The sequence below is a fragment of the Pedobacter sp. genome (assembly GCF_035566355.1).
GTDB lineage: Bacteria > Bacteroidota > Bacteroidia > Sphingobacteriales > Sphingobacteriaceae > Pedobacter.
Map to the genome: position 1 here is coordinate 1 of NZ_DATMRL010000504.1, position 17,720 is coordinate 17,720.

Sequence of the window (17,720 nt, forward strand, 5' to 3'; positions counted from 1 at the left end):
TCAGTAGTTCAAAGATTGAAAGCAAATCACAACTTGTGGAGGAGCAATTGCATCTTTGTCGTAGCTGTGGTAAATATCAGTAGTTCAAAGCAAATCACATCCCGATGCCGGACGCTTACTAAGCTATTCGGAGTATTGTAAATATCAGTAGTTCAAAGATCGAAAGCAAATCACCACGCAAAGATTAAGCAGTAGTTGAAGTCAAATAAGAATTGAGATGATGCATTTTGGTCAAAACAGCAATGGGGTTCGTCTAAGAATCAGCTGTGCTTCATAGGAATATATACCTTAGCGGGATGAACAAGGAACCTTTGTTGGTCTTGACGCGGTTTGATCTATAAATACAAACGGCTGCTTAGCTGGTAACTTTCCCAAATCCATTCCAGTGGACCCTCTCCAAATTATTAAAAATTGTTAACGAAAACTTCACGTTGTGTCTAAATAGGCTTTTTAACTTACAAGCTTAAAATGCATGATCATGAAAAGTAAATTTCTTTGTATAGCGGCTATTTTACTTGCCATTTCCACTGCTGCCGCTGCGCAGGCGCGGATCGATAAATACTGCCAGGTGCGGGTTGGTAACCCTGATTATGTTCTTTATCTGAAGAATAGTTCTGCAAAGATCTCTTTAGGCGAAAAGCGGGAACTTTTCGCGCCGAGGGACACAGCCATGGTGAGCCAGTTAAAAAAGGTGAATAGCCTGACAACCGAAACAGATGTGCTCAATTATATGAGCAGCCTTGGCTGGTCGGTGGTCAATATTCATGCGATCGCCAATAAATGGGAAGTGATCTATTTTAAGAAACAATTTGATGCTGCTGAGTTCGTCAGGTAAGTCAGCCAATTTCCCTTACCCGGAAAACCGCTTCCAGCGGCCTGGTATAAAAAGGCAGCACGGACTTAAAGGTTTCCGATCTGGTGACCAAAGCCAAAAATTCAAATAGGGAATTTCCGGCGTGGACGATGCCAAGATCAAAGCCCGTAAAATAAATGGGGAATTCCCCGTCGGGCAGTCGTTCGCGTATATCCCAAAACAGGAATTCCCCGTTCTCGCTGGTCGCGAAAGGTACCCCATTTTGAATAAGACCGATGCCGCCAGGCGTATCGCTAATCGCCAGCAAGGGCGGATCAAGATAGGTATCAAACAGGGATCGCATCGCCGGGTACTGCAGCTGGAAAGCATCCGGGTGTTGTTCATCCGCCATTGGCATATAGATCATGAACAGGCCGCAAAGTAGCCCGTGACCCAGCTCCAGGCAGAACTGCCGGTAGGAAGGCGGAAAAGACAGGCCGCCGGGCAAGCGGTAATTAGCCAGCGTTGCCTCATCTGCTTTTCCGGTGACGGCACCGGTGATTTCCAATAGTTCTTCAAACTTCATTGCAAGGGCTGTTCTTTAATTTTCAGCTGATCGATAAAGCTGGCCAGCGCTTCAAACTTAGTAAAAAGTTGAGTGTCTTTGGCCACTTATCTAGATATGATATATCCTCCTTGAATTTTGAGTGGGTTATTTAAAGTGTTGATTTCTAACTTTGTAAGTTTTAAATGGTATAGTCTATTTTGTGAACAGCGTATGTGTTATAAATATTTGAAATTATTTGGTATCCTTTTTTTGGGGTTGGTTAGGGAAGGTGTAGCTCAGCAATTTCAACGTAAACCCAATGAGAGTGCTAAAGCGTTTATAGAGCGAATTAAACCGAATGGATCTGATCTTAATTGCGAAGTTTTGGAAACACCTTATTGGAATAATAAAATGGTGGTGATTGCCTGGTATATTTTAGATGCTAATAGTTCTATTCCAAATCATGAGGTGGTCGGTTATGTTTATGTTCCTGTAGCAGCGGAAGGAAAATATCAAAAGGTATTTATTGATAGCTTTCAGGATGATAATGTAGAAACTAAGATTGCTTCCGTATTTTTTGCTAATGCTGATCAGGACGCTGCAAGGGAGATGTTGGTGATTACTAATTGTGAGCATCGTTTGCAGTATCTCTATGAAGGAACTGAATTTACGACTTCGGTGTATGACGATATTAATTTTAATACCACTCCAACTAAGCTTAAAAGATTAGATAAAATTGGTGATCAGTTGTCTGGTGGATTAAATGGTTATTCTGACGCGCAGGGTAAGGTTAAGGCAAAATTAACTGATGCTGCTGCGGTTAGAAAAGAGCTGAGGAAGCTAGGGTATTGAGAATTTAATATTTCCAGTATACATGTAGGGTGTTATCCATCCAAGGAAATTTGACGACAGAGAATGTAAATGGAGACCGGTTGATTATTACGTCATAGGATCGTTTTTCTATATGGAGTTCCCATTCGCAGCTGTGTTCTACTAATGATCCGTTTCTTAACAGCCAGTTTTCTCGTAGAAGATCTATTGAACTTAATCCAATTGCTGGCCAATTTGCAATCATTGCAGTGAGCACATTATTCATGAGTTCTTTGTCATTTTCTGGAATGGATGGTAATTGTTCTATTTGTTCTGATAGAGGCAAGCCGCAAAGCACTTTAATCAGGTGAAGATCGTCCTGTTGTTCAATTGAGTTGCCTGTCATTAAGTAATGTAGAACATTTGCTGCCTGATGTTGTGATTGTATATTGGGGAATTTATATCTATCGGTCAGTTTAAGGCGTTCAAACAGCATCGGAATGTAATTGTTCAATAATACTATCCCGGCATTCTTTATAGAGATGCCGTTAGCGCCAGGGCTTTGTCTTTTTAAACTAAATAGGTTCATACGTGGTAGATAATTACAGCTAATTTAGGCAATTCTAATAAAATGAAGAGGTTTCTTCCCAGGACGATAAAATAGCTACAACTAGCCATTTTTTTTTCGGAGGAATTTAGTAACATTTGAGTGCCTGATAATGGATGCTTGTATATGGAGGATTAATGTGGTATTGTCTGATAATCAGTATCTTGTATTGAAAAAGGTGTCCCGAATAGGGATTTTTTTAGCTAATCAGTTTTACTATTCATTCATCTAAATTAACTCCTAAATCTCATGAAAATTTTCCTTACAATTACCTTGTTCCTGCTCATAAGCAATCTCGCCTCCAGTCAAACTATCGTTTTTAATAAAAGTGCATATTCCACATCTGAACCCATCAAGGTTTTGGTGAACGGCGAACTTTTGGGGATTGAAAGTGACATCAAAAAAAGTTCCTATTCAGCCACGAAAGGCTCTAATGATCTCGGAATGGTAACTGCGCCGGGTTTTTACAGGATAGATTTTAAGTTCGCTGGCGATATCACTAAAAGTTATCTTATAGGAGTACTCCCCCCTATGCAGACGACCAATGAAAACTATGTTTTAGAGTTGGGGAATTCAGTGAGTAATATTGGCGGCAATACGGTGAGTAAAATGTTTGCTTACTTTCGCGATGAAAAAGATAAGCTGCTCGCTATTAGTGAAAAGGCAACTAAAAAGTTTGGTGCCGAAAATGCTGTTGGACTAGTGCTCAATGCAAGTTTCTGTATCACTACTATCTCCGGCCAGCCTGCTGTTATGGTTATCTGCAAAAGTCTTTCTGTTTCTAATTTGAAAAAGCTCGGACTTGCGCTGATGAGTGCCTATCTGTTGGATATGAAGGACAAGAACTACATTACTGAGCAAGAATACGCTGTGCTCGCCACAGTCTTTACCTACAGTCAGATCAATGCAATGCTTAACAATAATTGTAGCCTGTTGTTCAAATCGCTTAAGAGCATAATTGACAATCCTGATTTAAAGATTGCTTTGGGTTATTTTGAACAACAATGCAAGACAACTATGATCATTTTGGAAAAGGTCAAAATCCCATAGTGCTACGGAGATAGCTAATGGGAGGGACTTAAGTCTAAAAACACGTCCTAATAGAGAGTTCAAGTGTAGATTTTCTTACTTAATAACGACAAACAGATGAATTTCAGATTTTTGCTATCCCTGATGCTATTAGCATGTTACTGCCAGCTTTTCGCACAGACATCAGAAGTTGGAAGACTGGGTGACAGGCTTATTTTCTACAGCCCCTTTGATGGAAACTCCTCACCAACTACCACCTTGAAGCGGATTTCCTTCTCGGAAGACCAAGGCAAAAACAAAAAGCCCGTCTATTCTAAGGCGAACCTAAGCTACTCTACAGATCTCGGTTTGGAACTTAGCGGAACTGGTCAATCCTTCATCAGTTTTTTGGATTTAGAGGATGCTCCAGAAAAAAGAGCAGTAGCCTTTTGGTTCAAGATTGCTGATGATGAACAGGATACAGTTAGTCCAATGCCCGACTACAGGAATCTCGAACTGTTCTTTTCGGACAAAAAGACTATAAGCTTAAACACAGCGAAGATAGCTGGTAAACTATCGTTGATGTTTGAAGATAGGACCGATACACTGAAAGCATCGTTATCGAATCTGGCTACGCTGCAAAAGGAGATTTGGTATCTGCTAACGATCTCAATAGATTATAAAGACAAGGCCTTTCAGACCAAATTGTTCTCCATGAACGGCTCAAGCTTTCAAGAGGAAAAGCTGAACGGCAGCCAAGTCATTGGAAATACGCTTAACAAACAATGGAACAAAACCAGCATGCCACCACATATATTCTTGAGGTTCGGCAGCGCAAAAAGGTCTACCATATGTGTAAATGATCTACGCTTTTATGAACGCCTATTAGAAGAGGTGGATTATCGCAGGCTTTCTGCCTACACTATTGACAGCTATATTGATATCGCCAAATATGAGCTGGCTTTTACTTATAAGAAAGTTGCCGATGAATATTTTATAGCAGGTAAAATTAAATTGGCGCAAGACAACTATCGTAAGGCTTCGGAGATGTTCAGTCCTACTTCAGGTAAAGCCATCAATTTTGAAAACTTACAGGAGGTGAACGACCTTTATGCGACCTATTACAAGTTGCTCGATAAGGATATTCAATACCGACAATCCTTAGTTGAGCAAGGGTACTCCTTTTGGGGCCAGGACTTTTCGAGTAAGCCTTTGTTTCCGGTAAACGAACTCAACGATTTCAAGCGGACTTACAAAAATTTTCAGGATATATATGGAAGTATTGAAAAGTCGCTAGATAAGATCGAAGGACTCAATGAGGAACAGATGAAGCAAAACATTTCGAAGATTACCAAGAGTTATGAGTCTGATATTGCTAGTACGCAGGCACAAGAGAAAAATTATAAAATTGACTTTTATCAAGACCAGGAAAACTCAATCAGTGGCAGGCTTGCGGCGATTAGTTTCAGAAATAAGCAAATTGAAAATGAGGTCAAAAGTAAGAATAACGAACTTGCTGCCAACGAAGCAAAGATGAGTAGTGCTGTGATGTCGATGATTACTCAATCTGTTACCGGAGTGCCTATCGATCCTTCCAAAAATGTAGGTGATAACCTAAAGGTATTAGGCACTTCGCTAATCAGTAGTAATCCAGACCTACGGAATTCACTTTTGGGTAGCCAGAATGATTTGGTGAACCTGACCAATGTTTCCATTGACTACTATCAAAAATCGAAAACTGCGCTGAAGGCGATTGACGAAGTAGTTAAAGGGGACATTTCTGCCGACAACCTACTATCAATAGGCAATACCATGGCCAATTTAGATATTATTCCAAAAGAGAATTGGAAATCACTCGAGCAAACCTATCAACAGGTTAAGAAGAATACAGCGCAGTTGAAGGATTTCGAAAAGGAGGCCAAAAAGCTGATTGCTGTAGCAAGTTTTGCCAAAAACCCTAATATCGAGAATATCTCACAATTTATGGAATGGGTTTCTAACACCGATTACTTCCCGCAAGGAAAGGGGTATAGCGGTATTTATACTCAAGTATGCGAAAACCTCCGGAGAAAAAAATATGACTCCTTTTTTGAATTGGGTGCCCAGGTGATCTCTAAGTCAGAAGCCGCAGCTGAGCTCAAAAAAAATATTGCCGAACTCAAATCTAAGTACTACCAACTCAGACCTATCACAGCTATCATAGAACGGATTGAACGGGATACGCAGCACGATATTACCAACGCCTTGGGCGATGTTTTGCTTAACAAGGATTTCTGGCCGCAGATTAAGGACTTTAAAATTCAGCGCTTCATGATGTCTGCTATTAGTAATACCCTCGCTGCGGCCAATGACATAGAGACCAAGAAAAAATTATTGACTGCTTTACTTCAAAAGACCCCTGATATTTGTCTAAACTTCATCCCACCTCGTGCTAAAGAGGATATCAAGTTGCTATTTGATATACAGGATGATAATGCATTGATAAGTAAATTTAGGCAAGCAAGTCTGGTTATCGGCGAAAATAATGATCTATTGGTTGTTAAGGTTGGCAACCAAGAGCTGTTTAGCATCCAGAGAGATTCCATCCTAGTGTCTGACCGCAGGTTTATGTTCGTATACAATAGCCTGGAGAAACAGAGCTATGATTACCTAACGGTCTTAAATCAGTTATTCAGTGATAAGAATTTAAGAGAGGGCGTGATGAGGCAAGTAGCTGTATCAGATTGGTATAACTTTTTGGGACCGAAGAATATAGCCAATCCAGAGCTGATCTATGATAAAATATTTGCAAATCTGAAGGTAAGAGGTAAGACCGAAGTTTTGAATGCCATTAAATCGGACGGGTTTCAGGCTTATGTTGGGGCCAATGTCTTTCAGTCTTATCAAAATGATCCGCAAATCCCCAAAAAACCTCCAATGCTTGATCCAGAGGAATTCTATCATACTGAAGATTCGGGAGATGGTAAAGGCGCGGCCGCTAGGGCGGCAGCGGCGAGCGCAATTGATATGGCTTTTCCCGGATACGGTACCGTGGCCAACAAGGTACTGGATATCGTCGGTAATATCCTTGACAGCTATGACCTCATCGATCAGCTCAAGGATCTCTACAATGAACAGAAAATGCTCCATAAAGAGCTTTTAGAACAACTTGAGAAACTCAAAGCCAATAGTTTTAACAAAAAGATAGCTTTCTTTGAAAAGGATATTGCAGAGCTCAATCTGGAACTTGCTAAAAAACAAAAGGAGGAATTCTCAAAAATGGAGTTTGACCTCATTGCAGACAAGCAGATTGAGAAACGAAACAAATTGAGCTACCAATTGCCGATATTTTTTTACTATGCGGAAAGGCTCAGATATTATAATAACCGTTTGTTTAGGGCAAGTACTTTTTGGTATGGCCCAAAAAATACGCTCGCGGATATCATCGAAAGTGACCAATCCAATATTCGCCTCGCGCTAGATCAGTCAGTCAATCTTTACAACTGGATCAAGCAACCTGATATTACCAGTATGCGACAAGATGTGGATAAAATAGAAAATTATTGGAGGTCTCAATTTAGCCTAATCACTGATCCGGAAACGGAGGAAAAGATCAAGTATGGCAGTATGCCTATACTTTCGCATACTTTTAGTCTTGACAAGACTAGTGCCCCCTTTGCGCTGGCCTGGGATAAATTTTTGAATTGGAGGGAAAGCGTGAAAAATAAGCTTAGTGTTGATGAATTTACTTTTGACTTGGATCTTGGTAACTATATGGAGGCTAACGTCAAGGAGTACGACAAGAACGATGTTGATCCAAAGATTATTGATATTGCAATTGCAGGGATCAATAAACAAAATGGTTTGGTGAATTCTCCTTCTCCTAACTTAGAGGTGTTTCATCCAGGGATTTCCATCAAAAAGGATGGAAGTATCTTAGTGCTTGAGGAACGAAAAAGCGCAGTAAATGCGACAAAGCTGGAGGTTGCTACTGACAAGACTTTGATTATCTCTCAGGTTCCTAAAAGCCTTCAGGAACGATGGGAACCAAATACCTATAAGGCCAAGACCTTCGAGGGGTATGACTTGAATACCAAATGGAAGGTGCGTGTCAAACCGAATATTGCTGCGGCTGATATTGACAATATCATCCTTCAGATTTCATACCAGTACCGGAACACAGGACAGATCTCAGATCCTCAGAGTGCGTCTTCTTACCGTGTGTCGGTAGAATACAATAATTCACTCAAACAGAATTTTAGAATGGATCTGACACCAGAGAAAGCAGGTTCAATGGCCGCCAGCTTAAAAGAGGCGGTCGATGCAAAAAAGATTCGTTCGGGAAAGATAGACCCAATTGTAAATTTAAATAAAACGACAGATGTACTTAGCAACTAGAATAATATTTATTGGTGCGCTACTTCCGCTATTCTCTCTCGCGCAAGTTCAGGAGGGAATTGTCAGCTATGAAGCGTCGAGCCCAACATCGGTTCTGTTGACAGGTTCCTTCAAGCCAGCCATCACCCTTGGGGATGAAGTGACCATCCGGCTGTCTGGTAAGGTAAACCTACGGCCCTATGAAGTGGAAAAGAAGAAAGGTGGTTTTCTTGGAATTGGAGCAAAGCGCTATAAAGAACGACATAACGATGAGCGTGAGGCTGGAAGCTTCAAAACAGTGGTCGCGTTGCCGGGAACTAAGTATATTAGCGAAGATGGTTTGGAACGAACTCTAAAATTTGATGATTCGCAGTTAAATACCGATAAGGACGAGTACGAGGAAATCAAAAAAGATTTTTTTCTGGCAGCCTTTATCAACGAAGGGGGTAAAAACCCCTATTTAGGTTGGTCACAACTCAAAATGACCGTCGAGATCGAAACTCAAGGCAGAATACCTTACCTGATTAAGCTATTAGCAAAAGAAAAGCCAAGGAGTTTTTCCAAAATACAACCATACTTGGAAATGGGCAACGTACTTCGCCAGCATCCCAATGAGCTTGCAAGGGACATTGTTGCTTTCTATAAATCTAATCAGCCAGAAATATTGGGGCAGATCAAGCAAGATTTGTATGAGTTTCTGCTATTAAAGTCGCCAGGTAACAATGCGATACGTTCGGAACTGGCACTGACCTATGTGGAGAGTTTGCAGTTTAGGGTCGCCTTAACAGAGGCGAAGAAGGTTATTGCATTGTTACAGGATAAGGAGAATAGTACTTTAACAGCTGAGGACAAGGCGGCCCTGGCCACATCTTATCTGGTTTTGGCTGAGGTGTCGGTTAATGAACGAATGGGAACACAGACAAATGCCCAGCTACTAGCGGCCCAATATTATGGAATTTCAGCAGAGTATTTCCAAATGATTGGAGATAAAAACAGCTATATCAGGACCCGATTGAAGCAGGTGAAATCCCTTCAAGCAGTTAGTACTCCAGAGGCATTGTTACAAGCTGCGGAGATTTTGGAGGACTATCTAAAAGCATAATAACAGAACAAATATTGGATTTGCTGGATAAGTCAACAAAGATTTTGATAAATTTCATTAAATTAAAATATATCAATCATGGCAGGAAATTACGAACGGTATAAATGGACCTCGATCTGGCTCTGTATAGGTACAGCTCTGGGTATAATTGCGGTAATTGTGTTTGCATTGAACACCATGCTGAATTTTGGTATGCTGATGCTATGGTCACTTGCCTATCTGGTCATTGGAGGGCTTTTTGGTTTTATATTCAGCGTTCCCAAACTCATATCCGATACAAGGGCTACCTCCACAGATACAACGAACTTAACGGATGCTACAAAAGAAAAGGCTAGTGTGGCAACTCTGAAAACAAGGGTGCAGGAGAACACTAACCTAACGCAAATCTCAGATTGGTTGACTAAAGTAATCATAGGAGCCACACTGGTGCAAATCAAGGAAGTTCCTAAATTTATTTTCAAGGTAGCTACTTACATGGGTAAAGGCCTACTGATCGCCGGAAGCTCGGCTGCTAGCGCAGATCAAGCCACCGTTGTAAGTGCCGGGATTATCCTCTTTTTTTCTGCTTGGGGATTTATTTGTGGCTACCTGGTGATGAAGTTGGTACTTACGGACCAATTTGCCGGTATTGGAAATTAATGGTTACGATTTAATTTATTAAACGGTAGTGAGGGGGAGTAAAAATCTGCACTTCTTTTCTCAATGGACCTTTCAGGCCCTGAGGTGTGAAAAGAGGTGCAGGTTTTTTTTGGGGGATATCCGGGGAAGGGGTGAATTTTACTATTTGTTCGACTAATAGTTATCGTTTGAAATATTTAAAGAGCATGGTTTACTGGTTTGTCCTGATAAAGCTAGTGAACCAAAGTTTCATTTTCACTCGCAATTTTCTGAATCGCTAAGATCTTCTCTGCTATAAATTCTCCTGAATTTGATCTTATAGTGGTGTCACCTTTTGTGTCGTATAATTTAAAAGTTCCAATAGCGTCAACGATGAAGTAGAAATTTGGTGGTTTTTGATCGATTTCTTTTAGTAGGGACTCATCGTTTGCGTAGGCACCGTCTGCAATTTTAAATTCTACTTTCAGATCTTTGCAGTTTTTATTGTCGGCTCTTAGTGCCCAATGGCCATCAATTTTGCTATAGATGGATCTTACATACACACTCTCATTATTGTGATTGGGCAGGTCGCAAAAGTTGATCAGATCAGTAAATGCGATTATTGGGGGAGGGAAAAGTATTTGTATTGATTTTTGTGTTAATTTACAACTTGAAATTGCGAACAACATTATAAGTAATGCCAGTTTGATAAGGAGTGAACTTTTTAGAGCGCTTGATTTCATATTCTAAACATACAAAAAAGATAATATGGTTCTATGGATCGGCCTCTGAACTATCTTATTAATTATTTATAAGTGATTTCTAGAATAGGAAAGATTGATTAGTTAAATTCCCTTTTTGGGGAATCGGGATGGTGGTGATTTGGGTTGGTCGTAACTTGCGAAAAATGTGGAAAACTTTTCTTTTAGTGCAGTCTGGCTGCACTAAGATTTTCTAGTATTGGATTTATTAACCAAACTAAACATATGCTAGATTCTACATTTAAAACTCTGGTTTTGAAGTACCATTATTTCAAACCCTCTTTGCCTTTTTTAAACCTGACTTTTTTGTTGAGGATATTGAAAATTCAACTGATTATATCAGAGCCTTAATCTGTTATAACGCATTAAAATCTTATGGATAAATTTTAATGACGAGCGCTATGTCTATGCACTCTGGCGCAGCTATGGATTTATCCCCTGTTTTATTTTTTCAAATTATATTTTATGCCATTTAATTACAACCGTGTTGTTACTAAACACATACTAAAAGCAATACTTTTAATCATTGCATGGATGTTCTTTAATCCTGTAGGGTTTACGCAAAGTGTGAGCACTTCTGGAGCAAGTTCAAGAGCTTCCAAGCCAAAAGATATCTTACCAGTTTCGCCTAATGCAGGTGGACTTGGGTCCTTTGGTAGTGTACCAATTGGACATTTTAAAGGCACTGTGGATGTCAGTGTTCCGATATATGATGTCGGCTATAAAGATTTAAGCATTAACCTGACATTGAAATATCAGAATTCTTCGGGTAATAAGCCGGATCTTTTACCTGGTTCAGTGGGCATGGGCTGGGTGCTATTATCGGGTGGATCTATTGTTCGATCTGTAAAAGTTCTTTCTGGAAATCAGGCTTCTGGAGATATCCCATTGCCTGTTGTTACAAATCCAACAGCTGCTTCAGACTGGAGCTCGAGTGCAAAAATGAATAGTTATTTATCCAATAATATTGATTTTTTTGAAAGCGGAGAATCTATTAAAAATGATGAATTCTATTTTTCGATTAATGGAATGTCTGGAAGGATTTATACGGATCATAACGGGGAGTTTAAAGTTAGAAGTACTAATGGGGGCAAACTCACTATTGAAACCTTAATTTTACCTAATAAAAATATCAGTGTTCCTTCGTTGAGTCAAACGGAGAGATATTACCCGGCCAATCCACCTTATGCTAAAAGTTGGTATGAGGCTGTTATTCCGAAAACTAATCTTTTGTATAAGTTCGTGTTGACTGATGATAAAGGTGTTCGGTACACGTTTGGTGGAACGGATGAGTCTATCGAATTTAGCAGACCGGGGCAATCTTATGGCGCTGGAGATGAACATTTGCCTGAAAAGATAGTTGCTACTTCCTGGCAGCTTACTTCGATAGAGTCTCCGAATGGCTATAGAATTGCTTTGCAATATAGAAGGGGAAATATTGTTACTTCTAAGGTTAGCTATAGCGATATTACAATAAATTCTTGGCAAAATGGAGGGCCTTCAACTGGATTGGTCAATGCAATTGATGCTGCTCCGGTTGCGCGAGCAGAAAAGGCAACTTTAATTAATCCGAGTTATTTGGATAAAATAATTACCCCAGCTGAAACAATTCTTTTTTATGGTACGGTTGCTTCTAACCAACTGAGTTTTCCTCCCGATCAGGAGTTTACAGTAGCTGGTGGTCCTGATGAGACGACTTTTGAGGATTATAAAGATATAGCTTGGGGCAAGACTTATAATAGGTTTCCTGAAAAGTTAGACAGTATAGTGGTGAAAGATTTTGGTGACAAAAGGAGTATGAAAGTCAATTTTAATTATACTGATAATGCCTTGACCAGACTTAAATTGAAAAGTGTAAGGTTTTTAGGTAAAAATAATCTGGAACAGAATGTACCTGTATATAGTTTTGACTACAATTCAACGCCTTTACCGGAGTATTTATCTTTTAAAACGGATCATTATGGTTTTTATAATGGCAGAAATACGTTCGTTATCTCGAAAAACCCTGCTGATTATACTTATCTAAGAACTAATGTTAGTGCTCAGAATAACTATTCCGCGTCGAGGGAATCTGTGTTGGAATATCTTGGTGCAGAAAGTTTAATTAAAATCACTTATCCAACAGGTGGTTATACTAAATTTCAATATGAATTGAATGATTATGGTTCAACCGCTACTAAATGGCCTTTTGGAGTTGTAGAGAATGTGAATCAGCAAGCCATTAGTACGGGTGGTTTACGTATTAAGAAGATTAGCAACTTTGGTGCTGATGACAAGAAAGTTTCAGAGAAAACCCTTTTCTATGTAAAGAATTATGCTACGGGTGGAACTGCTTCTAGTGGTGTGCTTTCTTACAAGCCATTTTATTTTGAGAAATTTTCCGGAACTGTAACGCCACCGGCCGCAAGGGCAGCGAGTACGAATTGGTATAAGGGTACAATAGACTATTGGAGGTGGAGCACAAATCCGATACTTGAAATGGATCCTCTTAGTGAAGGACATGTTACTTATTCAGAGGTGACTGAAGTTTTGCATAGCGATACATTAACTAATCATAACACGGATCTGGATGCCTATACGGTTTACAAATACAAGAATTATGACAATGGTTATAATGATGTAGCACCATTAAGTTATGTTTCAGATCATAGTGCGGGGATATATGATGAATCGGGTACTGTATTAAAGCGGTTTTGGACTAAAGATCCAGGTACAAGTATGGGATTAGAAAGGGGGCAGATACTGTCTGAATCTTATTACCAGCCAGGTAGGCTTGCTTTAAAGCTACCTAAAAGGGAAATTTTATATCAGTATAATGATAGTCTGAGTCGTTTTGAGGATAACGTAAGGTTATTAAGGAAAAACTTTACTAACCTGCATACCTTTTCATACATTTTATCCACCTTCTTTACCGCAAATCTGATCTATACTTATGACCCATATTTAAAGAAGAAAACGGTGGTTGACTATTATGGGAATAATATGGTAACTGATGTTACCAATTATGTATATGATAAACAATACCGTGTATTAAAAGAGGAGACTTCGACGGAAAGTAATGGTGATGTTATTAAAACCATAAGTCGTTATCCACAAGATAAATCTCTCACTGGAAATGTTTTTTCAGAAATGAAGAACAGGAAAATGACGGGTGTTGTTGTAGAGAAAGAAATCCAGGTAAATAATGTTAAGCAGAGGTTAGACAGCAAAACATTTACAAGTGGTTATGGAACGGATGCAAGCCTTATTCCTTTGCCTGCTTATTCCACTATGGTCCTTCCTGAAACTGAAATGCAGCAAATCAGGCTGGCAAATCCTGTGGTGATTTTGAAATATCTTAAATATGACGATAGGGGGAATATTCTTTGTTTATCAAAGGAAAATGGGACTAAGGTTTCTTATATCTACAGTTTTGATAAACTGTTACCTGTTGCCAAAATAGAAAATGCGGATTATGATTTATTGGTGGAGGTATTAGGTGCTGTTCCTCTTAAGAACTTTAACAAAAGTTTAACTCCTGATATGAATTTTCTCAACGTGTTGAGAACAGATTCCCGAATGAATGCTGCTCAGGTAACTACCTATACTTACGGAGCCATGAGAAAGGTTGTAAGGATTACTGATGGCAGGAATTATTCTACCTATTTTGAATATGATGGCCAGCATAGATTGATGAATATCAAAGACAATGGGAAGAACATTATTAAAAGTTATTGTTATAATTTCAAAGGCCAGCCGGTGGATTGTAGTTTCTTGCAACCGTTAAAATATTCTGCTGGTTTTTCGCTTAATAAATCTTTTTGCGGACCTGTTGAAACTGAGGAGGTCATGGTTTATCCGAATAAGCCACTCAGTGCCATTTTGGAGGATACTCTTGAGGAAGAGCCAGAAGATGCAAAGGTATTTTATGATGCTCAATTAACTCAGCCGGTACAAACTGGTTATTATACTTTTCATGAGTATCTGGATGGAAAGATTAAATACTTCTATATAGACAATGGTCGGGTAATTTATAAAAATCTATGTGGCGATACTGATCCTTACGTGCTTAGATATAGTCCAACCTTATTGGCAAATCAACAGATGTGTCTGGCAAGTTTACCGGCATTTGCTGCCTTTTGTAATGGTTTACCTGTTACTGGACGTACCCTATTTGTTGACAGGGGGCTGAGTGTTGTTGTGCCAAATGGTTATTATCAATATAACGGGTCTTATTTTCAGGTTACCAATGGTGTTATTGGTGAAATAATAACATGTGTGCCGGTTGGAGGAACGTCTGTTTCGCATCAGGCGATGTACAGCAGCAATTTAGTATCTCATATCTGTGCTCAGGATTTACCTGTTTTAACGGTTTATACATCCAATGCAACTATAGCTGTTGGTAATCTGGTGTATGTAAATCAGGAGTTGACTACAAAGGCTGCAGACGGATACTACGTGTTTGGCTCGAAATATTTTAGAGTTATAAACGGCGCAGTTACGCTATTGACTAATTGTCCTGGTGATGGTGAAGAAGAGCCTGAGCCCGTTGATGAAGCTATAGATGAGCCATAAGTAAACTAAGAAATTTTATAAGGATTAAGAATTTAACGAATGAAAAGATATATTTTATTGTTGTTGATATTGAGCTGGAGCATTTTTGGCTTAAATGCGCAAACTGGCTTAAAGAAGTTTACACCAAGTGGTGGGGAGAATTTTGTTGTTGAAACGGTGGTGAAACAAGCTGGCTTTACTCAGGCTTCTCAATTAGATTATATGGGAAGGAGTATTGCTACTCGGAAAATAACTTATTTGGATGATTTTGGAAGAGCAAAGCAGACGGTAGACTGGCAATCTTCATTTGGGGGCAAGGATTTGATTAACATCAATGTGTATGATCCTCTTGGTAGGCAGACGAAAGTTTTTTTACCTATTACGGGAGCGGGCTACGGCCAGTATATTGGAGGAAATGGGGAGGCAAATGTTAAGGAGTTTTATAGCCCTTTAAATCCTGAGGATGTAAATGTAACGCCTACTAATTTTCCTTTTTCTCCTCAGGTATATGAAAACTCCCCAATAGACTTGGTATTGGAAAAGGGGGCTCCAGGTGATGCGTGGCAAATATTGAATACGCCCGGAGCTGTCAATTCTGGTCATACGATTAAGACGGATTACGGTACCAATGTATCTGCAACGGAGGTTAAGTTATGGACCATTAGTGGAAGCTCTTGTTCTTTAAACGGGTTTTATGCGCTTAATGCTTTGTATAAGGTTGTTATAAAGGATGAGAATGGGAATGAACAAACAACTTATAAAGATAAAAGGGGAAAGGTTATCTTAAAGCGTAATAATGATGGAGCCAGCCAACTCGATACTTATTATGTGTATGATGAGCTTGGCAACAATAGGTATGTTATACCACCGGGATTTACTGGTACAAGTTTTACGGATAATGATGCTTCGTTTAATGCATTTATCTATGCTTATAAGTATGATGACAGAAACCGGGTGATAGAGAAAAAATTGCCAGGTAAAGGTTGGGACTATATCGTGTATAATAAATTGGATCAGGTTGTAGCGACTCAGGATGCGGTTCAAAGAGCCAAGTCTGCCCAGGAATGGTTAATCAGTAAGTATGATGTATTTGGGCGTGTTATTCTGACTGGGGTTTATACTTACCCTTCTAGTGTAGCGAATACGAGTTATCGCGCTGCTTTACAGGCTACAGTTGATGGGCAGTCTGTTTTTCAGGAAAGCAGAGTTGCGGGTTCAGATTATAGCAATCAGAGCTGGCCTGTGACGGGGATTACTACTACTTTGAGTGTAAATTATTATGATAATTACAGTATACCCGGGCTTCCTGTGGATACTGTTTATAATTTTGGGTTAGGGGATAAGTATTCAAAAATGACTAAAACCCTGTTGACCGTTAGTAAAATTAATGTGTTAGGAACTGCCCAAATGTTGTGGAAAGTGAGTTACTACGATGATGAAGGTCGTGTTGTAAGAAATATTATACAGCATTTTAAAGGAGGAGTGGTAGCGGGAAATAACTATGATGATATTTATAACACCTATAATTTTAGTCATGAGCTGATTACTAGTATCCGACGTCATTATGTTAATGGTACGGAGCAGTTATATCTGGCCAATCGCTTCACTTATGATACTCAGGGAAGGCCTCAAGATATTTATCAGAAAACGGGAGATAATATTTCTACAACTAATCCGGAAATATTACTCAGCCGGAAAAACTATAATGAGGTGGGGCAGCTGACCAGTAAGCAATTGCATAGTTCAAACATTTCGCTGCCGAGTTTTGCTCAGACCATTAATTATAGTTATAATCCGAGGGGCTGGTTAAAAATTCAAAGTGCTCCGCTATTTACAGAGAATCTGAAACATGAGGAAACCATTACTGGCGTGACCAGTCAGTACAATGGGAATATCAGCCGCCAGGAATGGGGAAGCGGAAAGTATTTTAATTATAGTTATGATAAGTTGAGCCGTTTAAATTTTGCATTGAGCAGCGAGGGGTACAATGAGCTTATCGGTTATGATGGAATGGGTAATATTACTCGTCTCCAGCGTAAACAGGCGGGTACGCTTGTTGATCAATTGAAATATACTTATAATGGAAGTCAATTGAGTTCTGTGTTGGATAGTAATACGGTAAGTACAAGTGCTGCTTTCCAGCTTCCGGGTACTACAAATTATACTTATGATGTAAATGGCAACATGCTTTCCAGGGGCAATTCTTTAAGTACAGCGAACAATCTTTCGAGCATTACATACAATTACTTAAACTTACCAAATGGGATGACTGCTGGTACGGCAGCAATGACTTATACTTATGATGCAACAGGGAACAAATTAAGGAAGCAGGTTCCTTCTGCGAGTATAAATATTGATTATATTAGCGGTATCCAATATGAGGGTGGGGTCTTAAAATATGTATCCAACGGAGAGGGAAGGGTGGTGCGAAATAGTGCTACGAATTACTCTTATGAATATACGTTGGCCGATCATCTTGGTAATGGAAGGGTGTACTTTGATATAAATGCTGGTGCAGCAAGAAAGATTCAGGAAACTGATTATTATGCATTTGGTTTAGATATTCAACGAAGTATTATTGGTACGGAAAACAAGTATCAGTTTAA

General features: G+C 39.4%; 11 protein-coding genes. 8 read left to right on the plus strand and 3 right to left on the minus strand.

Annotated features, from left to right (window positions below):
• Window positions 1-478: 478 nt before the first annotated feature.
• Window positions 479-835, plus strand: coding sequence for a hypothetical protein (locus VNZ46_RS19530; protein ID WP_325561758.1), 357 nt, complete (start codon window positions 479-481; stop codon window positions 833-835).
• A 1-nt stretch (window position 836) separates the two neighbouring features.
• Here VNZ46_RS19530 and VNZ46_RS19535 read toward each other — a convergent pair whose 3' ends face one another.
• Window positions 837-1,379, minus strand: a complete 543-nt coding sequence (locus tag VNZ46_RS19535) for an SMI1/KNR4 family protein (RefSeq protein ID WP_325561760.1) — start codon at window positions 1,377-1,379, stop codon at window positions 837-839.
• Between the two features lie 207 nt (window positions 1,380-1,586).
• On the opposite strand from VNZ46_RS19535, the gene VNZ46_RS19540 reads away from it, so the two are divergent.
• Window positions 1,587-2,192: a hypothetical protein gene (locus tag VNZ46_RS19540; protein ID WP_325561762.1), complete on the plus strand. Its 606-nt coding sequence runs from the start codon at window positions 1,587-1,589 to the stop codon at window positions 2,190-2,192.
• Window positions 2,193-2,196: 4 nt separating this feature from the next.
• Here the strand turns inward: VNZ46_RS19540 and VNZ46_RS19545 are convergent, their stop codons facing one another.
• Window positions 2,197-2,739 carry a contractile injection system tape measure protein gene (locus tag VNZ46_RS19545; RefSeq protein ID WP_108554283.1) on the minus strand — a complete coding sequence of 181 codons (543 nt, stop codon included), beginning with the start codon at window positions 2,737-2,739 and terminating at the stop codon, window positions 2,197-2,199.
• Window positions 2,740-3,006: 267 nt separating this feature from the next.
• On the opposite strand from VNZ46_RS19545, the gene VNZ46_RS19550 reads away from it, so the two are divergent.
• The 4 genes from VNZ46_RS19550 (at window position 3,007) to VNZ46_RS19565 (ending at window position 9,862) form a co-directional block, all read left to right on the plus strand.
• Window positions 3,007-3,807: a hypothetical protein gene (locus tag VNZ46_RS19550; RefSeq protein WP_325561764.1), complete on the plus strand. Its 801-nt coding sequence runs from the start codon at window positions 3,007-3,009 to the stop codon at window positions 3,805-3,807.
• A gap of 96 nt (window positions 3,808-3,903) precedes the next feature.
• Complete coding sequence (locus VNZ46_RS19555; RefSeq protein WP_325561766.1) at window positions 3,904-8,142, plus strand: hypothetical protein; 4,239 nt, start codon at window positions 3,904-3,906, stop codon at window positions 8,140-8,142.
• A 97-nt stretch (window positions 8,143-8,239) separates the two neighbouring features.
• Entirely contained in the window at window positions 8,240-9,223 is a 984-nt protein-coding gene (locus tag VNZ46_RS19560) for a hypothetical protein (RefSeq protein WP_325561768.1), read from the plus strand.
• 78 nt (window positions 9,224-9,301) lie between these two features.
• Window positions 9,302-9,862, plus strand: a complete 561-nt coding sequence (locus VNZ46_RS19565) for a hypothetical protein (RefSeq protein WP_325561770.1) — start codon at window positions 9,302-9,304, stop codon at window positions 9,860-9,862.
• A gap of 212 nt (window positions 9,863-10,074) precedes the next feature.
• Here VNZ46_RS19565 and VNZ46_RS19570 read toward each other — a convergent pair whose 3' ends face one another.
• Window positions 10,075-10,383 carry a hypothetical protein gene (locus VNZ46_RS19570; RefSeq protein ID WP_146186459.1) on the minus strand — a complete coding sequence of 103 codons (309 nt, stop codon included), beginning with the start codon at window positions 10,381-10,383 and terminating at the stop codon, window positions 10,075-10,077.
• Between the two features lie 663 nt (window positions 10,384-11,046).
• On the opposite strand from VNZ46_RS19570, the gene VNZ46_RS19575 reads away from it, so the two are divergent.
• Together VNZ46_RS19575 and VNZ46_RS19580 are read left to right on the plus strand one after the other, a co-directional pair.
• Window positions 11,047-15,135 carry a hypothetical protein gene (locus tag VNZ46_RS19575; protein WP_325561772.1) on the plus strand — a complete coding sequence of 1,363 codons (4,089 nt, stop codon included), beginning with the start codon at window positions 11,047-11,049 and terminating at the stop codon, window positions 15,133-15,135.
• Window positions 15,136-15,174: 39 nt separating this feature from the next.
• Window positions 15,175-17,720: DUF6443 domain-containing protein (locus VNZ46_RS19580; protein WP_325561774.1), on the plus strand; the 2,546-nt coding region annotated here is incomplete at its 3' end.

What these genes read in the sequence shown, in the direction of transcription:
- VNZ46_RS19530 (WP_325561758.1), top strand. Translation starts at nt 479, where the DNA reads ATGAAAAGTAAATTTCTTTGTATAGCGGCTATTTTACTTGCCATTTCC.
- VNZ46_RS19535 (WP_325561760.1), bottom strand. Translation starts at nt 1,379, where the DNA reads ATGAAGTTTGAAGAACTATTGGAAATCACCGGTGCCGTCACCGGAAAA.
- VNZ46_RS19545 (WP_108554283.1), bottom strand. Translation starts at nt 2,739, where the DNA reads ATGAACCTATTTAGTTTAAAAAGACAAAGCCCTGGCGCTAACGGCATC.
- VNZ46_RS19550 (WP_325561764.1), top strand. Translation starts at nt 3,007, where the DNA reads ATGAAAATTTTCCTTACAATTACCTTGTTCCTGCTCATAAGCAATCTC.
- VNZ46_RS19555 (WP_325561766.1), top strand. Translation starts at nt 3,904, where the DNA reads ATGAATTTCAGATTTTTGCTATCCCTGATGCTATTAGCATGTTACTGC.
- VNZ46_RS19565 (WP_325561770.1), top strand. Translation starts at nt 9,302, where the DNA reads ATGGCAGGAAATTACGAACGGTATAAATGGACCTCGATCTGGCTCTGT.
- VNZ46_RS19575 (WP_325561772.1), top strand. Translation starts at nt 11,047, where the DNA reads ATGCCATTTAATTACAACCGTGTTGTTACTAAACACATACTAAAAGCA.